This is a genomic window from Enterococcus sp. DIV0802b, assembly GCF_050543535.1.
Lineage (GTDB): Bacteria > Bacillota > Bacilli > Lactobacillales > Enterococcaceae > Enterococcus_D > Enterococcus_D entomosocium.
Genome location: NZ_CP172941.1, coordinates 2,504,665 through 2,525,984 on the forward strand (window position 1 = coordinate 2,504,665; position 21,320 = coordinate 2,525,984).

General features: G+C 38.9%; 20 protein-coding genes and 1 pseudogene. 2 read left to right on the plus strand and 19 right to left on the minus strand.

Going from position 1 to position 21,320, the window contains the following annotated elements:
- Position 1: 1 nt before the first annotated feature.
- The 17 genes and pseudogenes from IGJ12_RS11755 to IGJ12_RS11835 all read right to left on the minus strand — a co-directional run bounded on the left by IGJ12_RS11755 (position 2) and on the right by IGJ12_RS11835 (position 15,973).
- Positions 2-2,071 carry a BglG family transcription antiterminator gene (locus IGJ12_RS11755; protein WP_086316413.1) on the minus strand — a complete coding sequence of 690 codons (2,070 nt, stop codon included), beginning with the start codon at positions 2,069-2,071 and terminating at the stop codon, positions 2-4.
- Positions 2,072-2,306: 235 nt separating this feature from the next.
- Positions 2,307-3,356: an FUSC family protein gene (locus IGJ12_RS11760; RefSeq protein WP_005234658.1), complete on the minus strand. Its 1,050-nt coding sequence runs from the start codon at positions 3,354-3,356 to the stop codon at positions 2,307-2,309.
- A 648-nt stretch (positions 3,357-4,004) separates the two neighbouring features.
- Positions 4,005-4,709, minus strand: coding sequence for a deoxynucleoside kinase (locus IGJ12_RS11765; RefSeq protein ID WP_086316414.1), 705 nt, complete (start codon positions 4,707-4,709; stop codon positions 4,005-4,007).
- 120 nt (positions 4,710-4,829) lie between these two features.
- A complete protein-coding gene (locus IGJ12_RS11770) occupies positions 4,830-5,165 on the minus strand; it encodes a nucleoside 2-deoxyribosyltransferase (protein ID WP_430619058.1) in 336 nt (111 codons plus the stop codon).
- A gap of 38 nt (positions 5,166-5,203) precedes the next feature.
- Positions 5,204-5,740, minus strand: coding sequence for an LOG family protein (locus tag IGJ12_RS11775; protein WP_430619059.1), 537 nt, complete (start codon positions 5,738-5,740; stop codon positions 5,204-5,206).
- A gap of 322 nt (positions 5,741-6,062) precedes the next feature.
- Positions 6,063-6,470 (minus strand): helix-turn-helix domain-containing protein, encoded by a 408-nt coding sequence (locus IGJ12_RS11780; protein ID WP_430619060.1) that lies wholly within the window; start codon positions 6,468-6,470, stop codon positions 6,063-6,065.
- A 246-nt stretch (positions 6,471-6,716) separates the two neighbouring features.
- Positions 6,717-7,940, minus strand: coding sequence for an amidohydrolase family protein (locus IGJ12_RS11785; protein ID WP_430619061.1), 1,224 nt, complete (start codon positions 7,938-7,940; stop codon positions 6,717-6,719).
- Positions 7,941-7,956: 16 nt separating this feature from the next.
- The gene (locus tag IGJ12_RS11790; RefSeq protein ID WP_005225442.1) at positions 7,957-9,318 is read right to left on the minus strand and encodes a hypothetical protein; all 1,362 of its coding nucleotides are present in this window, start codon (positions 9,316-9,318) and stop codon (positions 7,957-7,959) included.
- Between the two features lie 348 nt (positions 9,319-9,666).
- Positions 9,667-10,590, minus strand: coding sequence for a peptide-methionine (S)-S-oxide reductase MsrA (gene msrA / locus IGJ12_RS11795; RefSeq protein ID WP_087664979.1), 924 nt, complete (start codon positions 10,588-10,590; stop codon positions 9,667-9,669).
- Positions 10,591-10,865: 275 nt separating this feature from the next.
- Positions 10,866-11,216 (minus strand): type II toxin-antitoxin system PemK/MazF family toxin, encoded by a 351-nt coding sequence (locus tag IGJ12_RS11800; RefSeq protein ID WP_087664980.1) that lies wholly within the window; start codon positions 11,214-11,216, stop codon positions 10,866-10,868.
- Positions 11,210-11,473 carry an AbrB/MazE/SpoVT family DNA-binding domain-containing protein gene (locus tag IGJ12_RS11805; RefSeq protein WP_087664981.1) on the minus strand — a complete coding sequence of 88 codons (264 nt, stop codon included), beginning with the start codon at positions 11,471-11,473 and terminating at the stop codon, positions 11,210-11,212. Before IGJ12_RS11805 ends, IGJ12_RS11800 begins: the two co-directional genes overlap by 7 nt.
- Before the next feature lie 457 nt (positions 11,474-11,930).
- Entirely contained in the window at positions 11,931-12,182 is a 252-nt protein-coding gene (locus tag IGJ12_RS11810; protein WP_207491133.1) for a hypothetical protein, read from the minus strand.
- Between the two features lie 138 nt (positions 12,183-12,320).
- Positions 12,321-12,485, minus strand: a complete 165-nt coding sequence (locus IGJ12_RS11815; protein WP_176374317.1) for a hypothetical protein — start codon at positions 12,483-12,485, stop codon at positions 12,321-12,323.
- Between the two features lie 364 nt (positions 12,486-12,849).
- Positions 12,850-13,701: pseudogene (locus IGJ12_RS11820) on the minus strand (helix-turn-helix domain-containing protein).
- A 259-nt stretch (positions 13,702-13,960) separates the two neighbouring features.
- Positions 13,961-14,167, minus strand: a complete 207-nt coding sequence (locus tag IGJ12_RS11825) for a DUF3955 domain-containing protein (protein ID WP_194188424.1) — start codon at positions 14,165-14,167, stop codon at positions 13,961-13,963.
- A gap of 87 nt (positions 14,168-14,254) precedes the next feature.
- Positions 14,255-15,106, minus strand: coding sequence for a helix-turn-helix domain-containing protein (locus IGJ12_RS11830; RefSeq protein ID WP_194188425.1), 852 nt, complete (start codon positions 15,104-15,106; stop codon positions 14,255-14,257).
- A gap of 249 nt (positions 15,107-15,355) precedes the next feature.
- Positions 15,356-15,973 (minus strand): CPBP family intramembrane glutamic endopeptidase, encoded by a 618-nt coding sequence (locus IGJ12_RS11835; protein ID WP_194188426.1) that lies wholly within the window; start codon positions 15,971-15,973, stop codon positions 15,356-15,358.
- Between the two features lie 387 nt (positions 15,974-16,360).
- Here IGJ12_RS11835 and IGJ12_RS11840 point away from each other — a divergent pair, with 387 nt between their 5' ends.
- On the plus strand, positions 16,361-16,942 hold the full coding sequence (locus IGJ12_RS11840) for a hypothetical protein (RefSeq protein WP_207463048.1): 582 nt from the start codon (positions 16,361-16,363) through the stop codon (positions 16,940-16,942).
- A 259-nt stretch (positions 16,943-17,201) separates the two neighbouring features.
- Here IGJ12_RS11840 and IGJ12_RS11845 read toward each other — a convergent pair whose 3' ends face one another.
- A complete protein-coding gene (locus tag IGJ12_RS11845; RefSeq protein ID WP_005234616.1) occupies positions 17,202-17,546 on the minus strand; it encodes a DUF7006 family protein in 345 nt (114 codons plus the stop codon).
- Between the two features lie 665 nt (positions 17,547-18,211).
- Here IGJ12_RS11845 and IGJ12_RS11850 point away from each other — a divergent pair.
- On the plus strand, positions 18,212-20,044 hold the full coding sequence (locus IGJ12_RS11850) for a hypothetical protein (protein ID WP_430619062.1): 1,833 nt from the start codon (positions 18,212-18,214) through the stop codon (positions 20,042-20,044).
- 490 nt (positions 20,045-20,534) lie between these two features.
- On the opposite strand, the gene map is transcribed toward IGJ12_RS11850, so the two are convergent.
- Positions 20,535-21,320: a type I methionyl aminopeptidase gene (map, locus tag IGJ12_RS11855; RefSeq protein WP_087664984.1), complete on the minus strand. Its 786-nt coding sequence runs from the start codon at positions 21,318-21,320 to the stop codon at positions 20,535-20,537.

Below are 21,320 nucleotides of genomic sequence, written 5' to 3' on the forward strand. Positions count from 1 at the left end.
TTTATGAAAATAGCAATGATTGAAAAGCTTCAATCGTGGAACAAGCCAGCAACTGCGTGACTTTTTCTTCATCATTGATCAGTTCGATCAATTCCTTCATGATGGCAAGATGAGAGTAGGAGTCCACCGCAGCCAAGCAAAAAATGATTTTGACAGGGTCCATTTCTGGGTTCCCAAATGCGACTGGCGGCGCCAAGGTGAGGACACTCACACCCAACTGCTGGGCGCCATCTTCTGGTCGGGCATGCGCAAGCGCCAAATGTTTGCCAATGACGATATAAGGACCGTATTCCTTCACCGCAGCAACCATTGCCTCGATATAGCGTTTTTCGATGATCTGTTCTTTTACTAGCGGCTGCGCCGAGCGTTCAATGGCTTCTTCCCAATTTTGAACAGGAACATTTAATTGAATATGACTAGCGGATAAAACATCTTTTAACATTGGCTGAATCTCCCTTGCATTAATGGCTAATTGATTTTGTTCAAACAAGTGTGTCAATTTGCGATAGGCGGCAGCATCGACCGTCCCACCGCTTTCTTCAATGACTGTAAGCAATTGATTGAAGAACAGCGTGGCATTTTTTTGGTCAAAGGCGATCCGCTTGAATTGTTCATTGTTTTTTAAGAAACGGCGGATCACTTGGTGATTTTCTTCATTGATGATCGGTGGGATCAGTAATACCGGCTTTTCTCGATAATCGATCTCATAGGTTGAAAAAACTAGATCCACATCGAATTTCGTGATCAAATTGACTTCTTGTGAATTCAAGACTGCCGCAACTTCTACTTCTGGAAACTTCTCCTTGAGGCTGGCTGCCAGCAGATTGCCGGTTGCCATTCCATGGTTACAGACGACGACCGCCTTATAGATCGTAATAATCTCGTGGTTCAATGAACTTAGGGCTGTAGAAAAATGGATCACGAGAAATGTCAGTTCATCTTCCGATAGTGGTTGACCGACGATCTCTTCGATCGTAGGAGCGAACCCCTTGACGGCTTGGTAGATTTGTCCATAATTTTTGCGAACGGTCTCTTTGATCGGATTGGGTACTTGAATACCGCTCTTGGCTCGAACGATCAGCGCTGCCATATGTTTATACAATCCCTCTAACAACTCTTCTTCCTTTTTACTAAAAGGGATCTTGGTTTGGCATTCCACAAATTGGATCAGCTGCAGCGACAAGAGTTGCGCATGCGCCCATTCGATGGAATTGGACAAATCTTTAAAATTCAGTGATTCGATGATGAAAGAAAGATAGTTGACTTCGATTTCTGGTGGCTCGATCGAAAAGGTTTCAGCGATCGCCTGGATATAGGCTGACCCTTGGAGCGGATTGCTGGAAGCAGACCAGTTCATGCGAGTGATAAATTCCTTCATTCTGATACGCATCAGCCAAATGGCGGTAAACAATAAAATTTGGCTGCTATACAACTCATTTTGATTTGGCGGCAACACTGCTTGCATCACTAGTTGGATCTGTTTGATTTCTTTTTGCGGCAAATAGCGATAAAGCAATTTAGTAAAGACTAAATCTGGGGTCTGTTTATCAAGTGGCAACCTACCGATCCGCTGATTGATGATGTCAAAAATCATCGTCCGAATCGCTCGTTCCGATCCATTCAACCGCAGTCCTTTTTTTCCTAGGCTGATGATCTCAATGCCATATTTATTGATGTCCGCCCGCAAACGGCGCATGTCTTCATCCATGCTGCTTTTTGATATCTGGTACGCTTCTTCTTTTTTATTCAACACCAGGATCTCATTTGAAAAGGTCAGATGCAGCAGCAGATCAAAACGACGCTCTTCACGGGTCATATATTCCGACTGTTGTGCCTGTAATGCCTGCCAAACGATGGCTTGCTGTTTCGAGGTCAGTTTCAAAAGGATGCCCTTTCCTCGAAGAGTTTGGATCGGTCGGATGTGTAAGTCAGCAAGAAACGTGTTGATCTCATTCAAATCATTGCGGATCGTCCGCCCACTCGCTGCGGTCTCTTCTGCCAGTTGTTCGATGGATAGTGGATAATCAGTCACCAACAGGCGATGCAAAACATCTACGATTCTTTTTTTCACAACTTTCTCTCCTTCTCTGATTTGAGTATATGATTTCGCTTACAACAAAAAAAGTAGATGTTTCTGCCACTTTAGTTTGCAAAAATGTAAACGCTTCTATTTCGAAATAGGAATCTTTGCTCGATTATTTCATATTTTCCTTATTTTTCCTATCCGATGGAGAAAACGTTTAGATAGAGGATCAGATGCAAAAAAAGCAAGAGCAGCTGCTCTTGCTTTTCGATGATGGTGCATTCTATTGTGTTTGATCCGTCGTGTCTTCTGGCTTATTTCCCAGCGCTTGCTCCATTTGCTTTACTGCCCAATCCATTAGAAAGATCAACAGCATTGCCAGCACGCTGCCAATCAATGCCCCTGAAAAACGCAATGGGATCAATTTCAGTGGCGTAAAACTAGTACCGATCGTCATTAACAGCAGGACTTGTGGGTTGGTAAAGAAATTAGCAACGGTATAATTGACTGGCATAAAAAACTCCGTCAGTATGTTTAGAATGATCAAGACAACTGCGATCGCTTCAAGGGGCATATGCAAGGACATCAATAAGAAACCCAGCAGCAGCCCTACGATTCCTCCCAGTACCCTGCCGATCGTGCGATTTTTGATTTTTTCCATATGTTCCCCTGCCAATACGGCAGCAGCGGAAATCAAGATCCAATACCCGTTGCTGTCCCGCAACAGATAGGCAATGTAGGTCGCAATAAACAATATCAAAGAAAAGTGCAGTGCTTTGATGACCATTTCTGGTTGCTGAGATAATGCCAGCGAATATTTCTCGTGCAAGCTCAGTTGTTGAAAGGCCGTTTTTTCTTCTTTCAACGGTAGCTGTTCAGCTAACGAAATCACCAGTCCAGCAAGCAATGAGCCTGCGATGCCGTAAAGCAAATAGGAACTGTGGTGCAAGATTTCTCCAAGATGAGCGGCGTGAAAGTTAAAGCCGGTGGCATAAAGCATCAACACGAAGAAATAATCCGGCTTGGGGATCCGCATCACTTTTGACAACAAAAACGCGGAAAACGATAAAGCACCGATAATAAAAGGCGCGCTCCAAGGAATCAGTGCTGTCCCAGCGCCTAAAATAAAGGCCAGCAGCAACGCCGCCCCGTGGGTCAAAATGGCGCGCAGATTATAAAAAAGGGACCGATGTTGAAAAGCCAAGTAGGAAAAAGCCCCCATCGCCCCCACAGAACTTATCAAAGGGTCCTGAACAAGGATCCCTATAAACAAAGGAACCGCCATCGCAAACCCTGATCCTAACGGACGCAAGACTTTTCGTTTGTCTTTCATGCAATTCCTCCTATCAAAAAAATATGTACGATGATACAGCGTTTTATAAACAACGTCCTAAACTAGTATACGGAGCAAAAGATGAATATGCAAATTTTTTTCAGAAACTTTTCGATATAATCGTATCGATGTTTTCTTGATCAAATCATACGCTGGCACAAAACAGCCCTTACCAATAAAAAAAGAGAAGCATTCGCTTGGCAATAGACTACAAGCGAATCTCTCTACCTTTAGGCAAAATATTCTTCAATGAAGTGCTGGTGATTGTATCAACTATTAGTATTTCGCAGCATTCACCCGTTAGAATAACACTTGATGCACTCAATCAGCTAGTGTCTCACCCTAGTGATCACATGGACAGACTCTTGATACACCGACACGAGTCATTACCTTTGTTGCTGGTGTCTGGCGCGAATATTTCTCTCAATAGATAATTGAAACACTAAAGCACCGAAAACGGCGTCTTCAGTGCTGACCAATTTTCTTTTGTTTACTGCAAACGCCATTGAATGATTGGTTTGACAACGAGAATTGCTCTATAATCCTGTAGAATCGCCGTTTTCAAGCACTTCGATTAATCATAAAAAAGCTGACAGGGACGAGTGCTCTTTCAACCAACTGGCAAGAATCATCGGTTGCTTCTCTGCTTTAATTTTTCTTGGAAAAATCACCTTTTGCGATGGCTTTGTTCGTACAATAGTGGCCTTTGCCATGGGTCTGACGGACTTCCACCAATTTTTCTTGAATCATCTCGAGGATCACCATGAGATTGTCTTCATTGGCAACAAAGTCCAATTGATCCCCATCAATTTGCATTTTCGGACAGACATCAAAGTTTTCATACCATTCATCGTATCGCTGATTCAATTCTTTGTAATAGTCATACAATGTCGGATCATTGGCAATTTGTTCATAGGAACGCCCACGTTTATTGATCCGTTCAATCATTGTATCCAAGGAAACCTTAATATGAACCATTAAATCTGGATGTTTCAACGGCGCCGATTCTTCCAATTCCCGCAGCATCGTATTCAACAGGTTATCGTATTGTTCGACCTCCATCGGTGCGATGCGACCTAGATCCGCATTTAGATGAAACATCAAACTGTCCTCATAGATGGAGCGGTCAATGACATTGTCATCATTCGATAACGCTTCCCGCATCCCTAAAAAACTTTTGTTTAAGAAAAAAATCTGCAATAAAAAAGCGTATCGTTCTGGATTGGAATAAAACAATGGCAGAACATCGTTGTCCTCCACGTTTTCATAAAAAGGCTTCGACGCCATTTCCTTCGATAAAAAATCAGTCAAACTGCTTTTTCCTGCCCCGATCGTACCTGCGATTAATAACACATTCATCCATCCTTTATTAAATATAGTCACCGACAAATGCTCGGTGCGCCATCTCTTCAAAATCATACGTTGTTCGTGCCGCCAGATCAGTCAAATACGCTTGCACCGACTCCGTCAACATCAGATTGACCGCCGCGGCTTTTCCTGAAAAGCGATCACTGGTTTATTTCGTACGTGTGCTGCGCCGATTTCAAAGGCTGTTCCCGGATCAGTGATTCCTTCATGGTCATCCAAAACGGCAACGACGACGTCGGCTCGTGTCAATTCCAGCATGTCTTTTTCAAAAACTTCTCTCGCCCATTCCGGTGTATAGGGTTCAGATGAACTTTTTTGATACAAGCGCGGCGCATAGACCGCCAAGGGCTGCGGGTCCTCAGCTAAACTGCTTTCTGCTTGCTTGAGTCGTGCGATTGGTTCGTTTGAAAAAAACGGTCCAGCTAAATAGACCTGCTTCATCCTGCCAAGCACTCCTTTTTTGACCCCTTCTCCGCTAATCACTGGATCAACGTCTCAACGTCAGATAGGACAAAGAGCGGTTCCGGCAGTTCAGCCCAAGCAAAGCTGGAAGCTTCGAACATAGTTTGCAGCGGATTCAGTCCATCCTTCAAGCCTTCGGTCATCAACACACTGATCGGCTTGCCTGATAATGGCCCAAGAGTCATAAAAGAGCATGCTGATGACAACTCCTCTAGTGTACCAAATCCACCAGGTAATACAAGGTAGGCATCGCTCATTTCCAGCAATTGTTGCGTTTGTTCCTCCCTCGTATCCGTATAGAACTCAGTGTATGTGCTTGACCCAGTGACAATTGGCGGCAAATCTTCTGCAAAGGAACCTGATGGATAGATCCCCGTCACTGCGCCTTCTTTTTCAAAGACCCCTTTCACGATCTCCCTCATCAAGCCAGCCAAAGGGCCGCAATAAACCAACTCGATGTGATTTTTTGCTAAGGCATTGCCGATGGCACGAGCGGTCTTTGCCAACTTTTTCTCATTTTCTAAATGGGTGCCGCAACATACAGTTACTCTCAAAAACAACAGCTCCTTCTTCACTACATCTGCTATTTTACACAATCCCTTAAAAAAGTAAACACTACATATTGTGCGTCATTTTGATAAAAATCGATCTATTCACTATATATTGTATATAGCCGTTTACATCTTTTCGCTTTTCCTTAATCGTTACAAATCTTGAAAATAGCAGACAAGAAAAAACAGAATCAGCTTCCATCGATTGCCTCATCCCTCTTTCATCCCACATAAAAAAACACGATGCAGCTAGGCTCGTGTTTTTTTATCCATCGCTTTTTTTCTCTTGTCCAAGCAAAATTCCGCAAAAAACTGTATAAAAAAATTATTTGTCGTCGGTGGCTGCTTTCAGCTTTTGTAAATTCTCTTGCTCGACAAAAAAAGTCACTTCTCCTGTTTCTAAATCGACGGATGCTTTGACTTCCACCCCTCGTGGGAAAAACTTGCTAGCATCAGTCTCGATTTTCAAACGCATCGTTCCGTCTTTCAATCCAGCACCATAGGTCATCGTACGAAAATTTTTTTTCATTCCTGCTCGCTCCTTTTTTAATAGCTCATCGACACTGCACCCATAAAGGGTACTCAGTTTCAATAAATTCAAACTGTCTGGTACCGTCTTATCGGTTTCCCAATTTGAGATCGATGTGCGGGTCACTAAAATTTTTGTTGCTACTTCTTCTTGGCTCATTTGCTGTGTGACTCGATGGTTCTTTAGTGCTTCCCCAATCGTCATCTTGGCCTCCTTCTCCTACCTTAACGCAGACCTGCTGTGATTTCTGCTCAAATCCATTGATATTACGGCATTGTCAAACAGTTTTGACAGGATTTTCTTACACGAACTCTCCGTGATAGCGGTTTTCTTTCTATCATAGATGAAAAAAGCACAAATGACTAGAAAATGATTTTTTCATTTCGACTATATTACAACAAAAAAAGCAGCACGAATAAATCGTACTACTTAAGAAAGCATGACCTGTTGCTAACGGTGGATCGTCACTTCTTTTTTGACTTCCACGGTGATGCGGCCATTTTTGATGACCATTAAACGTTCAGGAATATCGATCAGCACATCGGCTTTTCTCTTGGTATCTAAAAGAATCAAATCTGCGCGGTTGCCAACAGCGATTCCATAGTCTTTGATATTTAATGCTTTGGCGGTATTGGTCGTAATCATTGGCAAGACCGTCGGCAAGTCATCGGCGCCGCCTAAATGCGCCACTGGCACAGCCAGCATAGCGATTTGGATCAAATCCCCATTGCCATAGGGCGTAAAGGCGTTTCGGATATTGTTGCTGCCTAAGCAGATATTCACACCAGCATCACGTAATTTGCGAATCGGCGTCACGGCACGGCGAACGTTGTAGGCATCGTTTCTAGCACCTAAGTGCAAGTCGGTCGCAGGCAACGGCATCACATTGATTTGGGCTTTGACCATCAAATCGATGACTTCTGCCAGCTGATCCGGTTCCATGGCGTGCAGCGCAGTCAAGTGTCCTACTGATACCCGACCTTGGTAGCCTTCTGCGATGGTTTTTTCACACAGGTAGACGATCGATGTATCGTCTGCTTCGTCAGCAAAATCCTGATGCAAGTCAATGTCTTTGTCAAATTGTTTGGCGATCTCAAAGATCAAGTCGATGTGTTTATTGGCTGGCGCATCATTGTAAGGAATGCCGCCAACGACATCGGCGCCTTTCTCCATCGCTTCAATCATCATTTTATCCGTTCCGGGTGCTTTAAAAATTCCTTCTTGCGGAAAGGCAACGACCTGAATGTCGATCAGGTCTCGGTATTCTTCTTTTAAGCGCATGATGGTGTCAAACCCAGTGAAGCCTTGCGCCGGATCAAATTCGGCATGGGTGCGAACAGCAGTCGTACCATGTACGATCAGCATTTCTAATGCACGTTTCGCTCGATCATAAATATCTTCTTCGGTAAAAGTCGGTTTGAGCTTTGCCGTAACTTGGATCGCTTCTTGTAATGTACCTGAATTATTAGGTTCACGATCGGCAATCAAGGCTTTGTCTAAGTGGATATGGCTTTCGATCAATCCGGGGATCACCACTTTGCCTTTCGCCTCAATCGTTTTTGCTGCTGATTCTTCAATGTTGGGTGCAACTGCGGTGATTTTTCCTCCTGAAATGGCAATGTCTACTAATTCTGCATCGTCTTCAAGACGTGCTTGCTTGATCAATAAATCCATGTTTTCCTCCTATCCATCAGCCAAACACTAAGCCGATGACTAATAATAATACGGCTGCTAAACTCAACCACTTCACGTTTCCTTTGACCACATCTAGAATCGGAATTTGGAAACCAGAAGATAAAGCTTGCATCGTAATGTTGACGAAACTCATTTGACTGCCGAGTCCAACCCCCATCGTTACAAAACCAAGAGCTAACACTGGGAAGCCTAATGAAACGGCAACTGGTAACACTAATGTTAATACGGAGCCGACATAGGCACCTGCGGGAATCCCAATCAAGACACCCGTCAAGATCGCCACGGGAACGACGATCGCTGCGGGGGCATTTTGTGCCGCACCAGCAATAACAGCAAATGTCCCAGTTTCAGCGATCACGTTGATGAAGGCTAAAAAGATCCCCACTTGGAACAAGCGGGTCAAAATATACGTGGATCCGTCCACCATCGCTTCCACCGATTGATTCATCGAAAAGTCGGTACAAACAAAAATCAACGCCAACGTGACCACCATATAAACTAGCGGCGTAAAGAGGACAAAGCCGATCAGGTCATTGATCAACGGGCCAAAGATGACCGCAAAAAGCAAGAAGATCGCAGGCAGTGTCGTTTTGAATAACTCGCCATTGCTTTTGTTTTCGTACTCTTGGTTGGCTGATTCTTTGAAGCCCAGATGACGACGCTTGGTCCCGAAGAATGCCAATAAAATCGCCAAACCAACGAATAACAACCAAAATGGGCGCATTTGATCGACATAAGAAGCGACACTAAAGCCGCCCAGTTCAGACACGATACTAGATTCCAAAGAGGCAGGAGAGGTCGTAAAGGAGACAGCTGCCGCTAACGACATCGCTGCGATCAATTCGGGTACCACCCCAACTGCCGCAAATGCTAATGGTGCGATCACCATTGCACTCCCGCCGCCGATCCCAGACATATAAGTCGCTGCTGCCAATAAGATGACAATAAAACCAGCCACATATTCCACTTTTCCTTTGGTCCCTCTTTTGGCTAAAGTTAAGGCTGCCGTATAACTACCGGCTTTGAAGACCGCCATCGCTACAGCGGAATTGATGATTGGCACCGTAATACTTAACATCGTCGGAATAGCTTCCAACAGTTGCGAATTGGCTTCAGCTAAACTGATCCCGCCAATAATCATCGCCAATATCCCAGCAATCAAGCCAGCAATGATCATATCTACTTTTTTAAAGAGTAAAACCAGTACTAACACTAACGGAATCAGTACTAAAAATGCTTTGACTCCAGTTGGTGCAACGATCTCATTGATCGCTTCTGCCGCAAACACTGTTCTTTCTGAAAAGATAAAAAGAATGAGAGCCATAAACAGTGAGACGAACGTTCCCTTTTTTTTCATCACATTTCTCCTAACTTATATGAATCTTCATATAATAAATGTTGTGTTGCTATGGGGTGTTGCTGATTGATTTTTCCGCTGATTTTTCTCTGGTGTTTCCCACCTTCTTTCCTCGAAGAAAGGAACCAAGCAAAAGGAACCTGCTTTTTCGACCTTTTTCGCCACTTTTTCTTTCTCTATTATAATTCTTGTTGTTAACGCTTTCTTTGGACATTATTCTAAAATAAATCTTCGTTTTTTATCCAATTGGCTAAACGCGCAGAAAAAAGCGCGGCCTGTGGAGAAAAGAGCCTTCATTTGATCCTCTGGCCTTTTCTCGGAGCCCCGCTTTTTTGATGTATCTTCTGACTATGATCGTTTTTCCCCTCGGTTTGTCCAGCGTTTCAGTTTATAAAAAAGCATCAGTTGCTTGCGCGCTCGCTTGATCCGCTGGTAGCGCTTAGGCTGCTTCTTGTAAAATGCTTGATGGTAGTTTTCCGCTGGCCAAAACTGCGTGGCCTTGCGGATCTCAGTCACGATGGGTTGCTGATAATAACCAGATTGGGCTAGTTCCTTTTTGGCTCCTTGCGCAAACACTTCCTGTTCAGCAGTCGTATAGAAAATGATTGGGCGATAAAAATTGCCGCGATCTTGAAATTGTCCGAAAGCATCTGTCGGGTCTGTCACTTGCCAGTACAACTGCAACAAGTCCTGATAGGTGATGATTTTGGGATCAAAAATGATCTCTACTGCTTCGACATGCCCTGTTGTTCCACTTAGTACTTGATCATACGTCGGATTCGGGACTGTTCCCCCAGTATACCCCGACAAAACGGAAAGAATGCCCGGCTGGTCTTCAAAAGGCTCTACCATACACCAAAAGCAGCCGCCAGCAAAAATAGCCACTTCTTGTGCTTTTCCACCTGTTTCGGTCGGCTCCACGGAAACTTCTGCTGGTTGGGCTTTGCTTGTTTCTTCATTCATTGCCTTTTTCGGTGCTGGCTGGCTGATTGTTTGATAAAACTCGGCGACATTCGGGGTCAGATTGTTTCTCAGTGCCAAAGGACGCAACGACGCTTCTAGTTTTTCCAAAACCCGCCTGGTCTGTTGGTCTTCAAGACTTTTTGACGATTCCTTTTCGTGTTTGCCTGCTTTTTGTTTGGTCGCCAGCTGGGTTTCCAAGGTATTTTTCGCTTGCACCAGTTGTTCTCGTTCCCACTGTCTCGTGCCAGGATGCAAGATCAAATTATAGATTTCTGACAGCCACGCCATCGTTGTTTGCTTCATCACCATTGCCCCTTTGCCTCATGAACGAGCCGCTTTCACTCCTTGTTTGGTTGCACTGTACCATAGTTTCGACGATTCGCCCAATTTGATGCCCAAAAAACGTTCGAGAGAATGTCTCGAACGTTTTTGGCTTTTGTATAGGTTAGCGTATAAATCGTTCAGGATTTTGAGAATGGCGTTGCTATCTCAAAGATTACAAAGGAGTATAAGTTTACGGACACACTGTCTATAGAATAAAAGAAAACAGCATGGTCAACATAGATAAGATGACCATGTTGTTTTTATTTACTTACTTTTTGAAATATTGTTCTAACTTTCATCAATAACTCCTCAACCAATCTCTCATGCGCTTTTTCCAAAAAAACACACGCTCTGGCCTCATAATCAATTGTCGTTAATTGATCTAGCAATACTTTTCCTGTTGTTTTCATGCCATAATCTGGATCAATACTTACATATAACGGATAGTTTCTACTTGTACTAGAAATCGGAGCAATGGTGGCAACGTTACTATAATCTGCAATCATGTCATGACTTAAAACAATATAGGGCCTTTTTTCCGTTTGTTCATGTCCAGAACGAGGAGCTGTATCCAACAACAAAATATCACCTTGTCTAGTTTTTTTTACCACCTTTCATTCCCTACGGCTTCACCTAAACGTTGAATTTCCACCTGATTTCTCTCAGCAGTGTAATTTTCAAATAACTTTTCAATCGTTAACTCGTTTTCTGAATTTGCCGCTTCGATGATTAGTCGCTTATGCCCGTTTACTTCTTCTTGTATTATCTTCACTTTGTCATCAGTATGAATGCCAAGATACTCCATAATGTACTTTGGCAATCTAAGACCGTTACTATTGCCCCATTTTTTTATAGGTAACATTTCCATGCGCGACACCTCTTTCTATATATACATAGTATAAGATATATCACGACGGAGTATATACATAATTATCCTTTTGTCGAAGCACCTAAATTCATTTAAAAAGAATTGTTCTTAAAAGTTTACTCTGCTGTCCTAAATTAGGATCTTTCTATCCTAACTAATTGAGCTACTAAAGGAATTTTGAAATGAAGAATAGAAAAAGGATCAAAAATTATTAAGTTTCTGATCCTCAATAATATTGTACCAATATTATCTCACAACAAGAACAAAATACATAAATTAGACTCTGTCGCATTCTTAAAAATCAAAATTGTATAATATCATACTATGATTAGTTGCTTGATTCGGTGAAACCTTCTTCATTAGGCGCAACTTGCCACCCAGCACTATGAAATGCTCTTGTTATTAAGTCTTCAACAAAATTTGGATTATCTGTAGGGTAGCCGTGGTCATATAATATTTACCTAGAATAGATTAATAACATGCCACTATCTTGATTAGACCGTGCCATCAGTTGAATAGCATGTTCTAACTCGTCGACAGTGGCGCCAATATTGAAAGTAGTGTTTTGGTTTTGTGCCAAAGTCATCCGTTCATGAAAATCCGATATCAAACTTTCTGCTTGGTTATACCATTGCGGCTCCGATGTAGATGGCGCCATAGTTTCGCTTGTGCTCCTTCCTGATTGTTCGGTACTCCCAATAGACTCCATAAACGTTGGTTCCTTCATCGCCTCGACAAACCGATTTATTGGGTGCTCCGATTTTGCCAAGACATAGCCAAATAAAATTACCAATGCGCAAGTTATACCAGATACAATCACAGATGAAAGAGTTGATTTTTTCATAGATTAATTTCCTATTAATAAAAACTCTTGCTTCAAGAGTATCTGTGCTAACTTTTGAACCTCTTGTCGATTACATTTTCTCTCAATTTCTTTCTGACGTTTCTGATCGATTGGGCTTTTGAACTTAAGGGATCCGCATCGGTATGTTTTATATGTTAATTCTTCCATTTGATTTCCTCTTTCCTTACAATGTAAATCTTATAATAAGGCTATTTAAGAAGAAAATAAAAAAAGTCCGATATAATGGACTTCCCAACAATTTCTATATAAATATTCATTCCCCAAATAAGTTATTGACAACTATGTTTATAGTTATTATCCCTTTAATTAATATAAATCATAATTCTCTTTAAATACCTTCAGCTTCCTATTTGGGCAAATTCATCTAATTTGACCTTCTAATTCAAATTAGTAAACATATTTAGAATGAAAAATAAACCATAGTATTTTAAAACTTAAATAGCTTTCTAATTTAAGTCTTAATATCTACTTTTAAATAGATGCACAATCGAAAACTACATGCCCTATATAATTATGAAACTAATTGTGAATAAAGCTCAGCTAAAGAGTCTTGATTTAAATCTCTCATTATCTGAAGCATTTTTTGTGTAAGATCTCTTCCCTCTTGCTCAGGCCCTCTTTTTATTAATAGTAACCCGCTAAAAAACTTATATACCGTTCGGTGAAAAAATTCTTTATAATCGGTTGATAGTAAATCTAGCTGTGTTAATAATACTTCTGTATAGTCATACTGCTGCCTTTTAAATGTATATTCAATTAGGTTGATCAACAAAACACAATATATTTCTCTTCCTTTTTCAAGTTTCACATAACGTTCCATCAATTTTGAAACTCTTTTAAAAAAAACTAGAATAATTTCACTATCTAAAAATTCGAGTGTATTCGTAAATAGTTGAATTTCTTGCAGAGACCAACTTTCCACATCGATCAGATAGGTTAAAATGGTATGTCTATCAGCTTCTAAAACTACTTTGGTATTATATTCCCCATACTCTTCAAAATATTCTAAGAGGCGTATCCGAGATCAGACCTCAGCAATTCTAATTCCATTTAACTTGCCGGATTTTACTTGCAGATCTTCTAAAAGATGTTTGAGTCCTTTGATATCTTGATTGTTCGCCAGTTTATTATAAATATAATTATAGTTATTCTGTTCATTTAATTGGTATCCATTAGAAATAAACATAAATTCATCAATGTCCATAGAAATATTGTCTAATATTTGCATCAGTATATTGGCTGATATTTGATGTTTTCCTTTTTCAAATTCAATAGCATATGATTTAGATATAATATTTCCATATACATCTTTCTGGCTAAATCCTTTTTTTAATCTTATTTCCCTTATAGTTTCTCCGTACATATAGTACTCCTCTCACATTCAAGATTCTCTCATCCATATCAACAAAGAAATATGTATGCTAGCATATTATTCATTAAATTTCTTTGAAAGGATATTTGATCTTATTATACAATTTGTTTTCTGATCATTATAGTGACTTAACCTATAAGATGAAAGAAAAAGAGGAGTGAATGACTTGGATACATCTCATTCGCTCCTCTTTTTCTTTCGTTTAGATTAAAAACAAGAAGTCCTAATCGTGAAAAACATCTCATCTGTATCATTTAGTCTTTAATTTATTTCTTAATAGCTTAGTAGTAGTTATAGAAATTGAAATAAAGATTGATAAATATCCTAGTGGTATACAAAAGAATGCTGGCTCTACAACAAATCCTCTTGAGTCCAGATGCGACCCTACCAAGTTACTAACCATAAAGAGCACTACTGCTAATAAAAAAAAGAAAATTGAACTGCCAAATTGTTTCATTTTATATTCCTCCTGCTTTTTACTTTATTTAAATGATTGGTTCAGTTTAACAAGTAATGGATTTATTATCATCTATGAAAAAATCCGTTAAATCAATAAAAGGGCGTACAACTTGGCTAGTGGTTCTTGGTTTAATTTTTTCATAATATCTAACATATTTTCTGCAATAGCTCTTCCCTTTTCTTGATCAAGTTTTTTCATTACCAAGAGTCCCTCAAAAAAATTATAAACGGTTCTATAAAAAAACTCTTTATAGTTGGATGATAAAAGATCCAATTGGATAAGTAATACTTCTGTATAGTCGTATTGCTTTTTCTTAAATGTATATTCCAATAAATTTATAATCAATGCGCAATATATTTCTTTCCCCTTCTCTAGATCGGCATAATATTCAAGCACACGAGAAACTCTTTTAAAAAGAATAAATATTGATTCATTGTCTAACAAATCTAGCGTATTAGCGAAAAGCTTAATTTCTTGAAGTGTCCAACTTTCCCTCTCAATTAGGTAGGTTAAAATAGTCTGTCTATCTTCTTGTAAAATCACATTTGTATCATAAACACCATTGTCTCTGAAATTTCGTAAAATTCGGAGACGAGACCTTACTTCAGCTATTCTAATATCATTTAATCTACCTTCCCTACTTTTTAATGTTTTTAATAAATCTTCTAGACCTTCAATATCATGCTTGTTGGCTAGCTTACTGTACGTACAATCATAATACGTTTTTTCGTTCATATTATAGTTATTAGCAATAAATAAAAATTCGTCTATTTCTATAGATAGATTCTGTAAAATTTCAAGCAATATATAAGTAGAAATTTGATGCTTTCCTTTTTCGAATTCTACTGCATATGATTTTGATATGATGTTTTCATACACTTCTTTTTGAGTTAACCCTTTTTTCAGACGAATTTTCCTTAACGTTTCTCCATACATTTATTATCCTCCTATCATAAGATTGTATTAAAAAACTTCTTATATTTCTTATTATAGTAATCTTTCTTTTTTTGGATCATCAGGTATTAAATATGAGACCGAAAAATTCGAAACAATAATTTTTTTATAACTATTACGAGTCATGTATTGAACAATAAGGTTCTTTATATAAATAGAAAAAAAGAGAACTAGCAAGTTCTTGCTAATTCTCTTATTCGTCTATATATCAATATAGGAATTAAAAAAACACTATTTGAGAAAAAAGATAATAAAGCCTAGCGAGTCATAGATAAAATGACAGATCCAACTCACCCAAACACTAGATGATTTCTTCCATACATAGTTTAGTGCTAACCTAGCCGGTGCTAGGGTGAATATTAATTGTATAGGGTGAAATCCATACGCAGGAATGTGCCAGCATGCAAAAAGAATGCTGCAGATAATTGTTGACCAGAAAAAAGAAAGGCCTTTTTTCTGAAGAGCGATTAGGATATTTGTACTTAATAGTTCTTCTCCCATCAGCATAAAGGGCACTTGAAACAAAATCATTTTTACTGAAAGTGTATCATTAATCGCATTCGGCGTAGGTTGCCCAAAAATTAATGAATAGAGGAATGAAAAAAGCATTCCAGAAAACAAAACAAGAGGTAATCCCCAGGCGAATGATTTAAAGTTGAAGTGCTTGAACTGATTTAGAAAGTCCTTTCTTAATAAATAATACCCGGCAATAAAGGCAAATACTAAATTCCAAACCGTTCCAAAAACGACATGAAGTAGCTCGGGAAAATTTATAAAAGATAAAATTTGATAAATCAAAGCAATTCCTATAGTAGTCAATAACAAGAAATTAGCTGATTGTTTTTTCATATTTACCCAACCTCCTTATTTTTATCTGATTATTATTTTAAAACTATTCAAACATGGTAGCCTTCTCGGGAAAAATAAATATACATACTAATTTTCTGTTTCATACAAAATTTTGTAAAGTTTTGTATTTTAATTATACCATATTCATATTGAATACCAGGAAGATTGAGAAAGACTGATACTATACCAAGGACAACTAATTTTCCCAGCATTATCGTGCTTGCTAAAAATGAAACATACGATCATATAGATAAATCATTATTTATATTATATGTACCTATATTTTACTTTTTTGAAGTATGAAATATCTGTCTTTTTAGGTTATTTGAACCTAAAATAACCTAAAATAGATTTTGCAACAAAATAAATAAATGGAGAATTTAGAACATGAAAAAAAAGCAATTATCAAAATCTTTAATAGCCACTGGCTTACTTTGTACAATATTCGGGAGTGTTACAACATTTGCAGCCAGCACTGCACTTTATCGTGACTCCACGGCAACTACAGAAGCTATCTACCAAGGTGTTCATGCCTTATCCCGAACTTTAAGCGGCACTAAGACAGACTTGGCAACAGCGTTAGTAGATAAAGCAAAAGCAGAAGCTGATAAAATAAAAGCTGAGAATGAGAAGAAAGCTGTCGAAAATAATCTCGAAACGGCAAATAACACAATTACTGATTTAAGAACACAAATTACAAATGCCAATAACGCTGTCACAGAAGCGCAAGCCAGTGCAGCTCTTGATAAAAAAACTGCTGAAGATAAAGGAAGTGCCGTAGCAGCTGCAAAAGATGAACAACTAGGCGCCCTTAAAACTGCAGTTGATAGTATCCTGTCTGAGCACAATGTGCTTCCTGACAGTAATAAAGATAGTGTAGAAGCATTAAAAGGTAGCGATGATGCAGCAAAAGCTGTCGATGACGCCAATAAGAATCAAACAGAAAAAGTGAATCAAGGTAATTCATAAATTTGTTTAGTTCTTCTAATATCAAACTGTAAATCATGAACCCTAACATTAAATAGGTTTATTCAAAGTATTATGCTCAATAGATAATAAACTTTGAGGTAAATAATAAAAAAGCAACCCGTCATAAATAAAAATGTCAGGTCAGGAGAGTAAAGTTCTGTCCTGTCTTTTTATTGTAAATATATATTTAAATCGCATATTAAATTTTTATATTATCTGAATAAAATTCACTTTGAACAGTCTCCTGAAGTCATTTATTTTATAGAAGTATAAGTGAGTGAATCTTACTAATATTTGTCATTCCATCCATCCTGAATATTTCTTCATAGTAAGTTCCGCTATCTATTTCTGCCAATCTTATTATTTCAGTTTCAGATAATTTGAAAATATTGTCATCAATTAAACTAGATAAAATTTGCAACTTAGCATCGATTCGTACCAATTCTTTGATGGTTGCAAACGCATTTTTGGTAGAAATATTCTGAATCAATTTAATGAAATTTTCTTTTGTCGTTATATAGTACTCGTTAATTAATGGATAGTTATATTTTTCGAAAAAATCATCGAAAAATAAGAAATATTCGTTAGCTGATTTTATTGTCACTTGTTATCTCCTTTCAAATTTATTCTAAGAGATCCGCACAATACCTATTCGTTTATTCAAAATGTTTCCTCTTCTACTTGTCATTTTAAAAGCAGTCTGCGAATTTCCATTTATTTTACCTCTTGAATTTGGTCAAAGAAAAAAAAGTCTTTAATTTAGGACTTATAAAAGAACATATGACTTTGGAAGTTTATTGTTATTCATGGAATTGAGTTACAAAAGAGATATTAATCATCTTTATGTACACACATATTCAGAAAAATTAATTAACCATTTTGTCCTTATTATCTTTGAATACAAGTAAGAATATGATTACTAGAAACAAAAGAAGAAACAATGGGCTGTTTTAGAACAAGAATTTCAATAAATAATATAATAGCACTCACCATAATTATCATTGAGGTACTAAATTTAAGACCTTCTATGTAGAATAAGCCAAAACCTTATATGATAAGTTTTGTCAGACAGAATCAAGAAATTTTCATGAAATAATTCATTGAATTTAAATACCATTCAGTATTTACTTCCATTTTCACTGGTGTTCATGGAGATTTGTCTTTTATTTTGCCGTGGATTGACTATCTTATTCTAAGTTCTTAGACAAGATACTTGTATTTCTACGAGAAAAACCAATCACAAATCGAATTTGAGGAGAAATTTTAATCATGAAAAAACAAATCATTGCCACATCAATCATATTAGCTAGCATAACTACCGTAATCGCGACTGAGGCTCAAGCCAATGCAGACTCCATCAATGGCGTTGATGTAACAACTGATCAAACACAAAAAAAAGCCACCAGTGAAAATGGTGAAACTTGGGTTAATGATAATAATGTATGGTATAACCAAACTTCAGGGGATAACGGTATCATTACACCACCGAATACTCCCGGTCAGCAAAAACCTGAGCAGTCTTTAACGCCTGCTGAACCTAATCAAACACCGCCGATTATTAAGCAAGAAACCCCATCTGCACCATCGGTACCTACAAAAGCCGAGTATATCGCACCGGCTAAACCTATCTCTGAGCAAAAAGTACCGAATACGCCAGCTGTTCCTGCTACTCCTGTGATAAATGTGCCTGATTTGCAGCCGAACACGCCTGTGCAATTGGTTCCTGCTACTCCTGCTGTTCCTACAAAAGCCGAGTATATCGCACCAGTTAAACCTGTCTCTGAGCAAAAACTACCGAATACGCCAGCTGTTCCTGCTACTCCTGTGATAAACGTCCCTGATTTGCAGCCGAATACGCCTGTGCAATTGGTTCCTGCTACTCCTGCTGTTCCTACAAAAGCCGAGTATATCGCACCAGTTAAACCTGTCTCTGAGCAAAAAGTACCAAATACGCCCTTTGTACCTGCAACTCCTGTGATAATCGTCCCTGATTTGCAGCCGAATGCATCGGTTCAATTGGTTCCTGCTACTCCTGCTGTTCCTACAAAAGCCGAGTATATCGCACCAGTTAAACCTGTCTCTGAGCAAAAACTACCGAATACGCCAGCTGTTCCTGCTACTCCTGTGATAAACGTCCCTGATTTGCAGCCGAATACGCCTGTGCAATTGGTTCCTGCTACTCCTGCTGTTCCTACAAAAGCCGAGTATATCGCACCAGTTAAACCTGTCTCTGAGCAAAAAGTACCAAATACGCCCTTTGTACCTGCAACTCCTGTGATAATCGTCCCTGATTTGCAGCCGAATGCATCGGTTCAATTGGTTCCTGCTACTCCTGCTGTTCCTACAAAAGCCGAGTATATCGCATCAGTTAAACCTGTCTCTGAGCAAAAAGTACCGAATAAAAAATACGAGGATCCAATAAATAAACAGCTAAAAGAAGTACCTAGTATGATACCTAGCCAACCAGCAGAAATGACAATAAATGTTCCTATTAAAAAATTTCCACAAATGAATACTTTTAATTTTTCTATGCAAGAAATCAATACTTTTGCGACTACTATAATTGATAATACATTCTCTACAAATACAGAAAAGATTACTCCTGCAACTAATGTACTAGTCGAAAAACAGCCATCACTTATCGATGGAGATATCCCTAAAAATTTAAACCCTTTTGATCATAAACAGTTTATTCAAGCTAGTAGAGTACCAATTATTGAAAAACCAGTAATTATGAAATTGGAACAACTAAGTGAACAGAAAACAAGCCGACCTGTCCCTAAGACTTCTGAAGAAAAGCAAACAATTAAAACAATCCAATTCAAAACAGCGCTCATGAAATCTGAAAGTAAACAAACAGCGCAATCTTTAACAAAAAAAGAAAATCAGGTAAATAGAGAGACGATTCCCCTGCCTACTAGGTCTTCAAGGCATGACGTGAAATCCACACTCTTAAAATCTTCAAGCCTAGCAATGATGCCTAAAACAGGAGACGCCGACTCTTTTACTTTTCAAGAAAGTTTACGAATCATTGGTTTTGTTTTGGCTAGTCTAAGTCTGTTAGGTTTATCATTTAAAAGTAGAAAAGGTTACAAGAAATAAGATATAAAAAGACTAGCTCTATATGGCTAGTCTTTTTATGCTTTATTGAAATTTGACATATAAAGTATTATTATTTGTAAACTTAAGTTAATATATTTTCATAGATCGCTAGTACTAATGATCTATGAAAATATTAATAAAATAGAGATCAAAATTTTAAGTTTCTGCCCCTCTTTTCTTAATCTATAAAAAAGGCGCTATAATTTATGGGACTGATGAATCAGAATTGACTCTCCAATCTCATTTTCATTTTAAGTAGAAAAAAGATCATTCTCTAGTTTGTTTAAATCACCCCAAAACAACTAAGGACACGATATACTATATGAACGACTCCATCAAAAATACCAATATGAATAGACAAGCACTCGTTGATTACTGAGTTCTTTTACGATCTTTTTGAAAAAAGCACAGATCGAAAGGGCGTACCATCAGTTAGGTACGCCCTTTTAAGAGATGTGGAAAATCTACATGATACAGAAGTTCCGCACAGTTATTTTTCAAAGACATTAAGTGATGATGACGTTTCTTCCTTTTGCAACGTCGTGATGACTGGACCTTCTTTGGTGATGGCGATCGAGTGTTCATATTGGGCACAATAACTGCCGTCAATCGTGCGTGCTGTCCAGCCGTTTGGGTCCATCTTCATGCGCCAAGTGCCGGTCGTGATCATCGGTTCGATGGTGATCGTCATGCCCTCTTTCAAACGAATTCCTTTGCCAGGTAACCCGAAATGAGGAAAGAAGGGTTCTTCATGAATGGTTGGGCCAATGCCGTGAGCAATAAAGTCCCGCACGACACCATACCCTTTTTCTTCAGCAAAGCTTTGGATCGCATAGCCAATATCGCCGACGCGGTTGCCGACTTGTGCTTGCTCGATGCCTTTCATTAAGGCTTCTTTCGTTACTTCCATCAGCGCTTGATGTTCTGGCGAAATCTCTCCTACAGCATATGTCCAACAGCTGTCAGAGATTGCTCCTTTGTAATCGACACAAAAATCGACTTTGACGACATCGCCTGATTTTAAAACATATTCTGAAGGGAAACCATGACAAATCTCTTCATTGACACTGATACACGTCGCAAATTCATAGCCTTCAAACCCAATTTGCGCGGCTGTTGCCCCTGCAGCTTCTATCTGTTGATGGACAAAGGCGTTGATTTGGTTCGTGGTGATACCGGGAACGATTTTTTCCCGTAGTTGCTCGTGAATACTTGCCAAGATACGACCGGAAGTTTTCATTTGTTCGATTTCTCGTGGGGATTTTAATGTGATCAA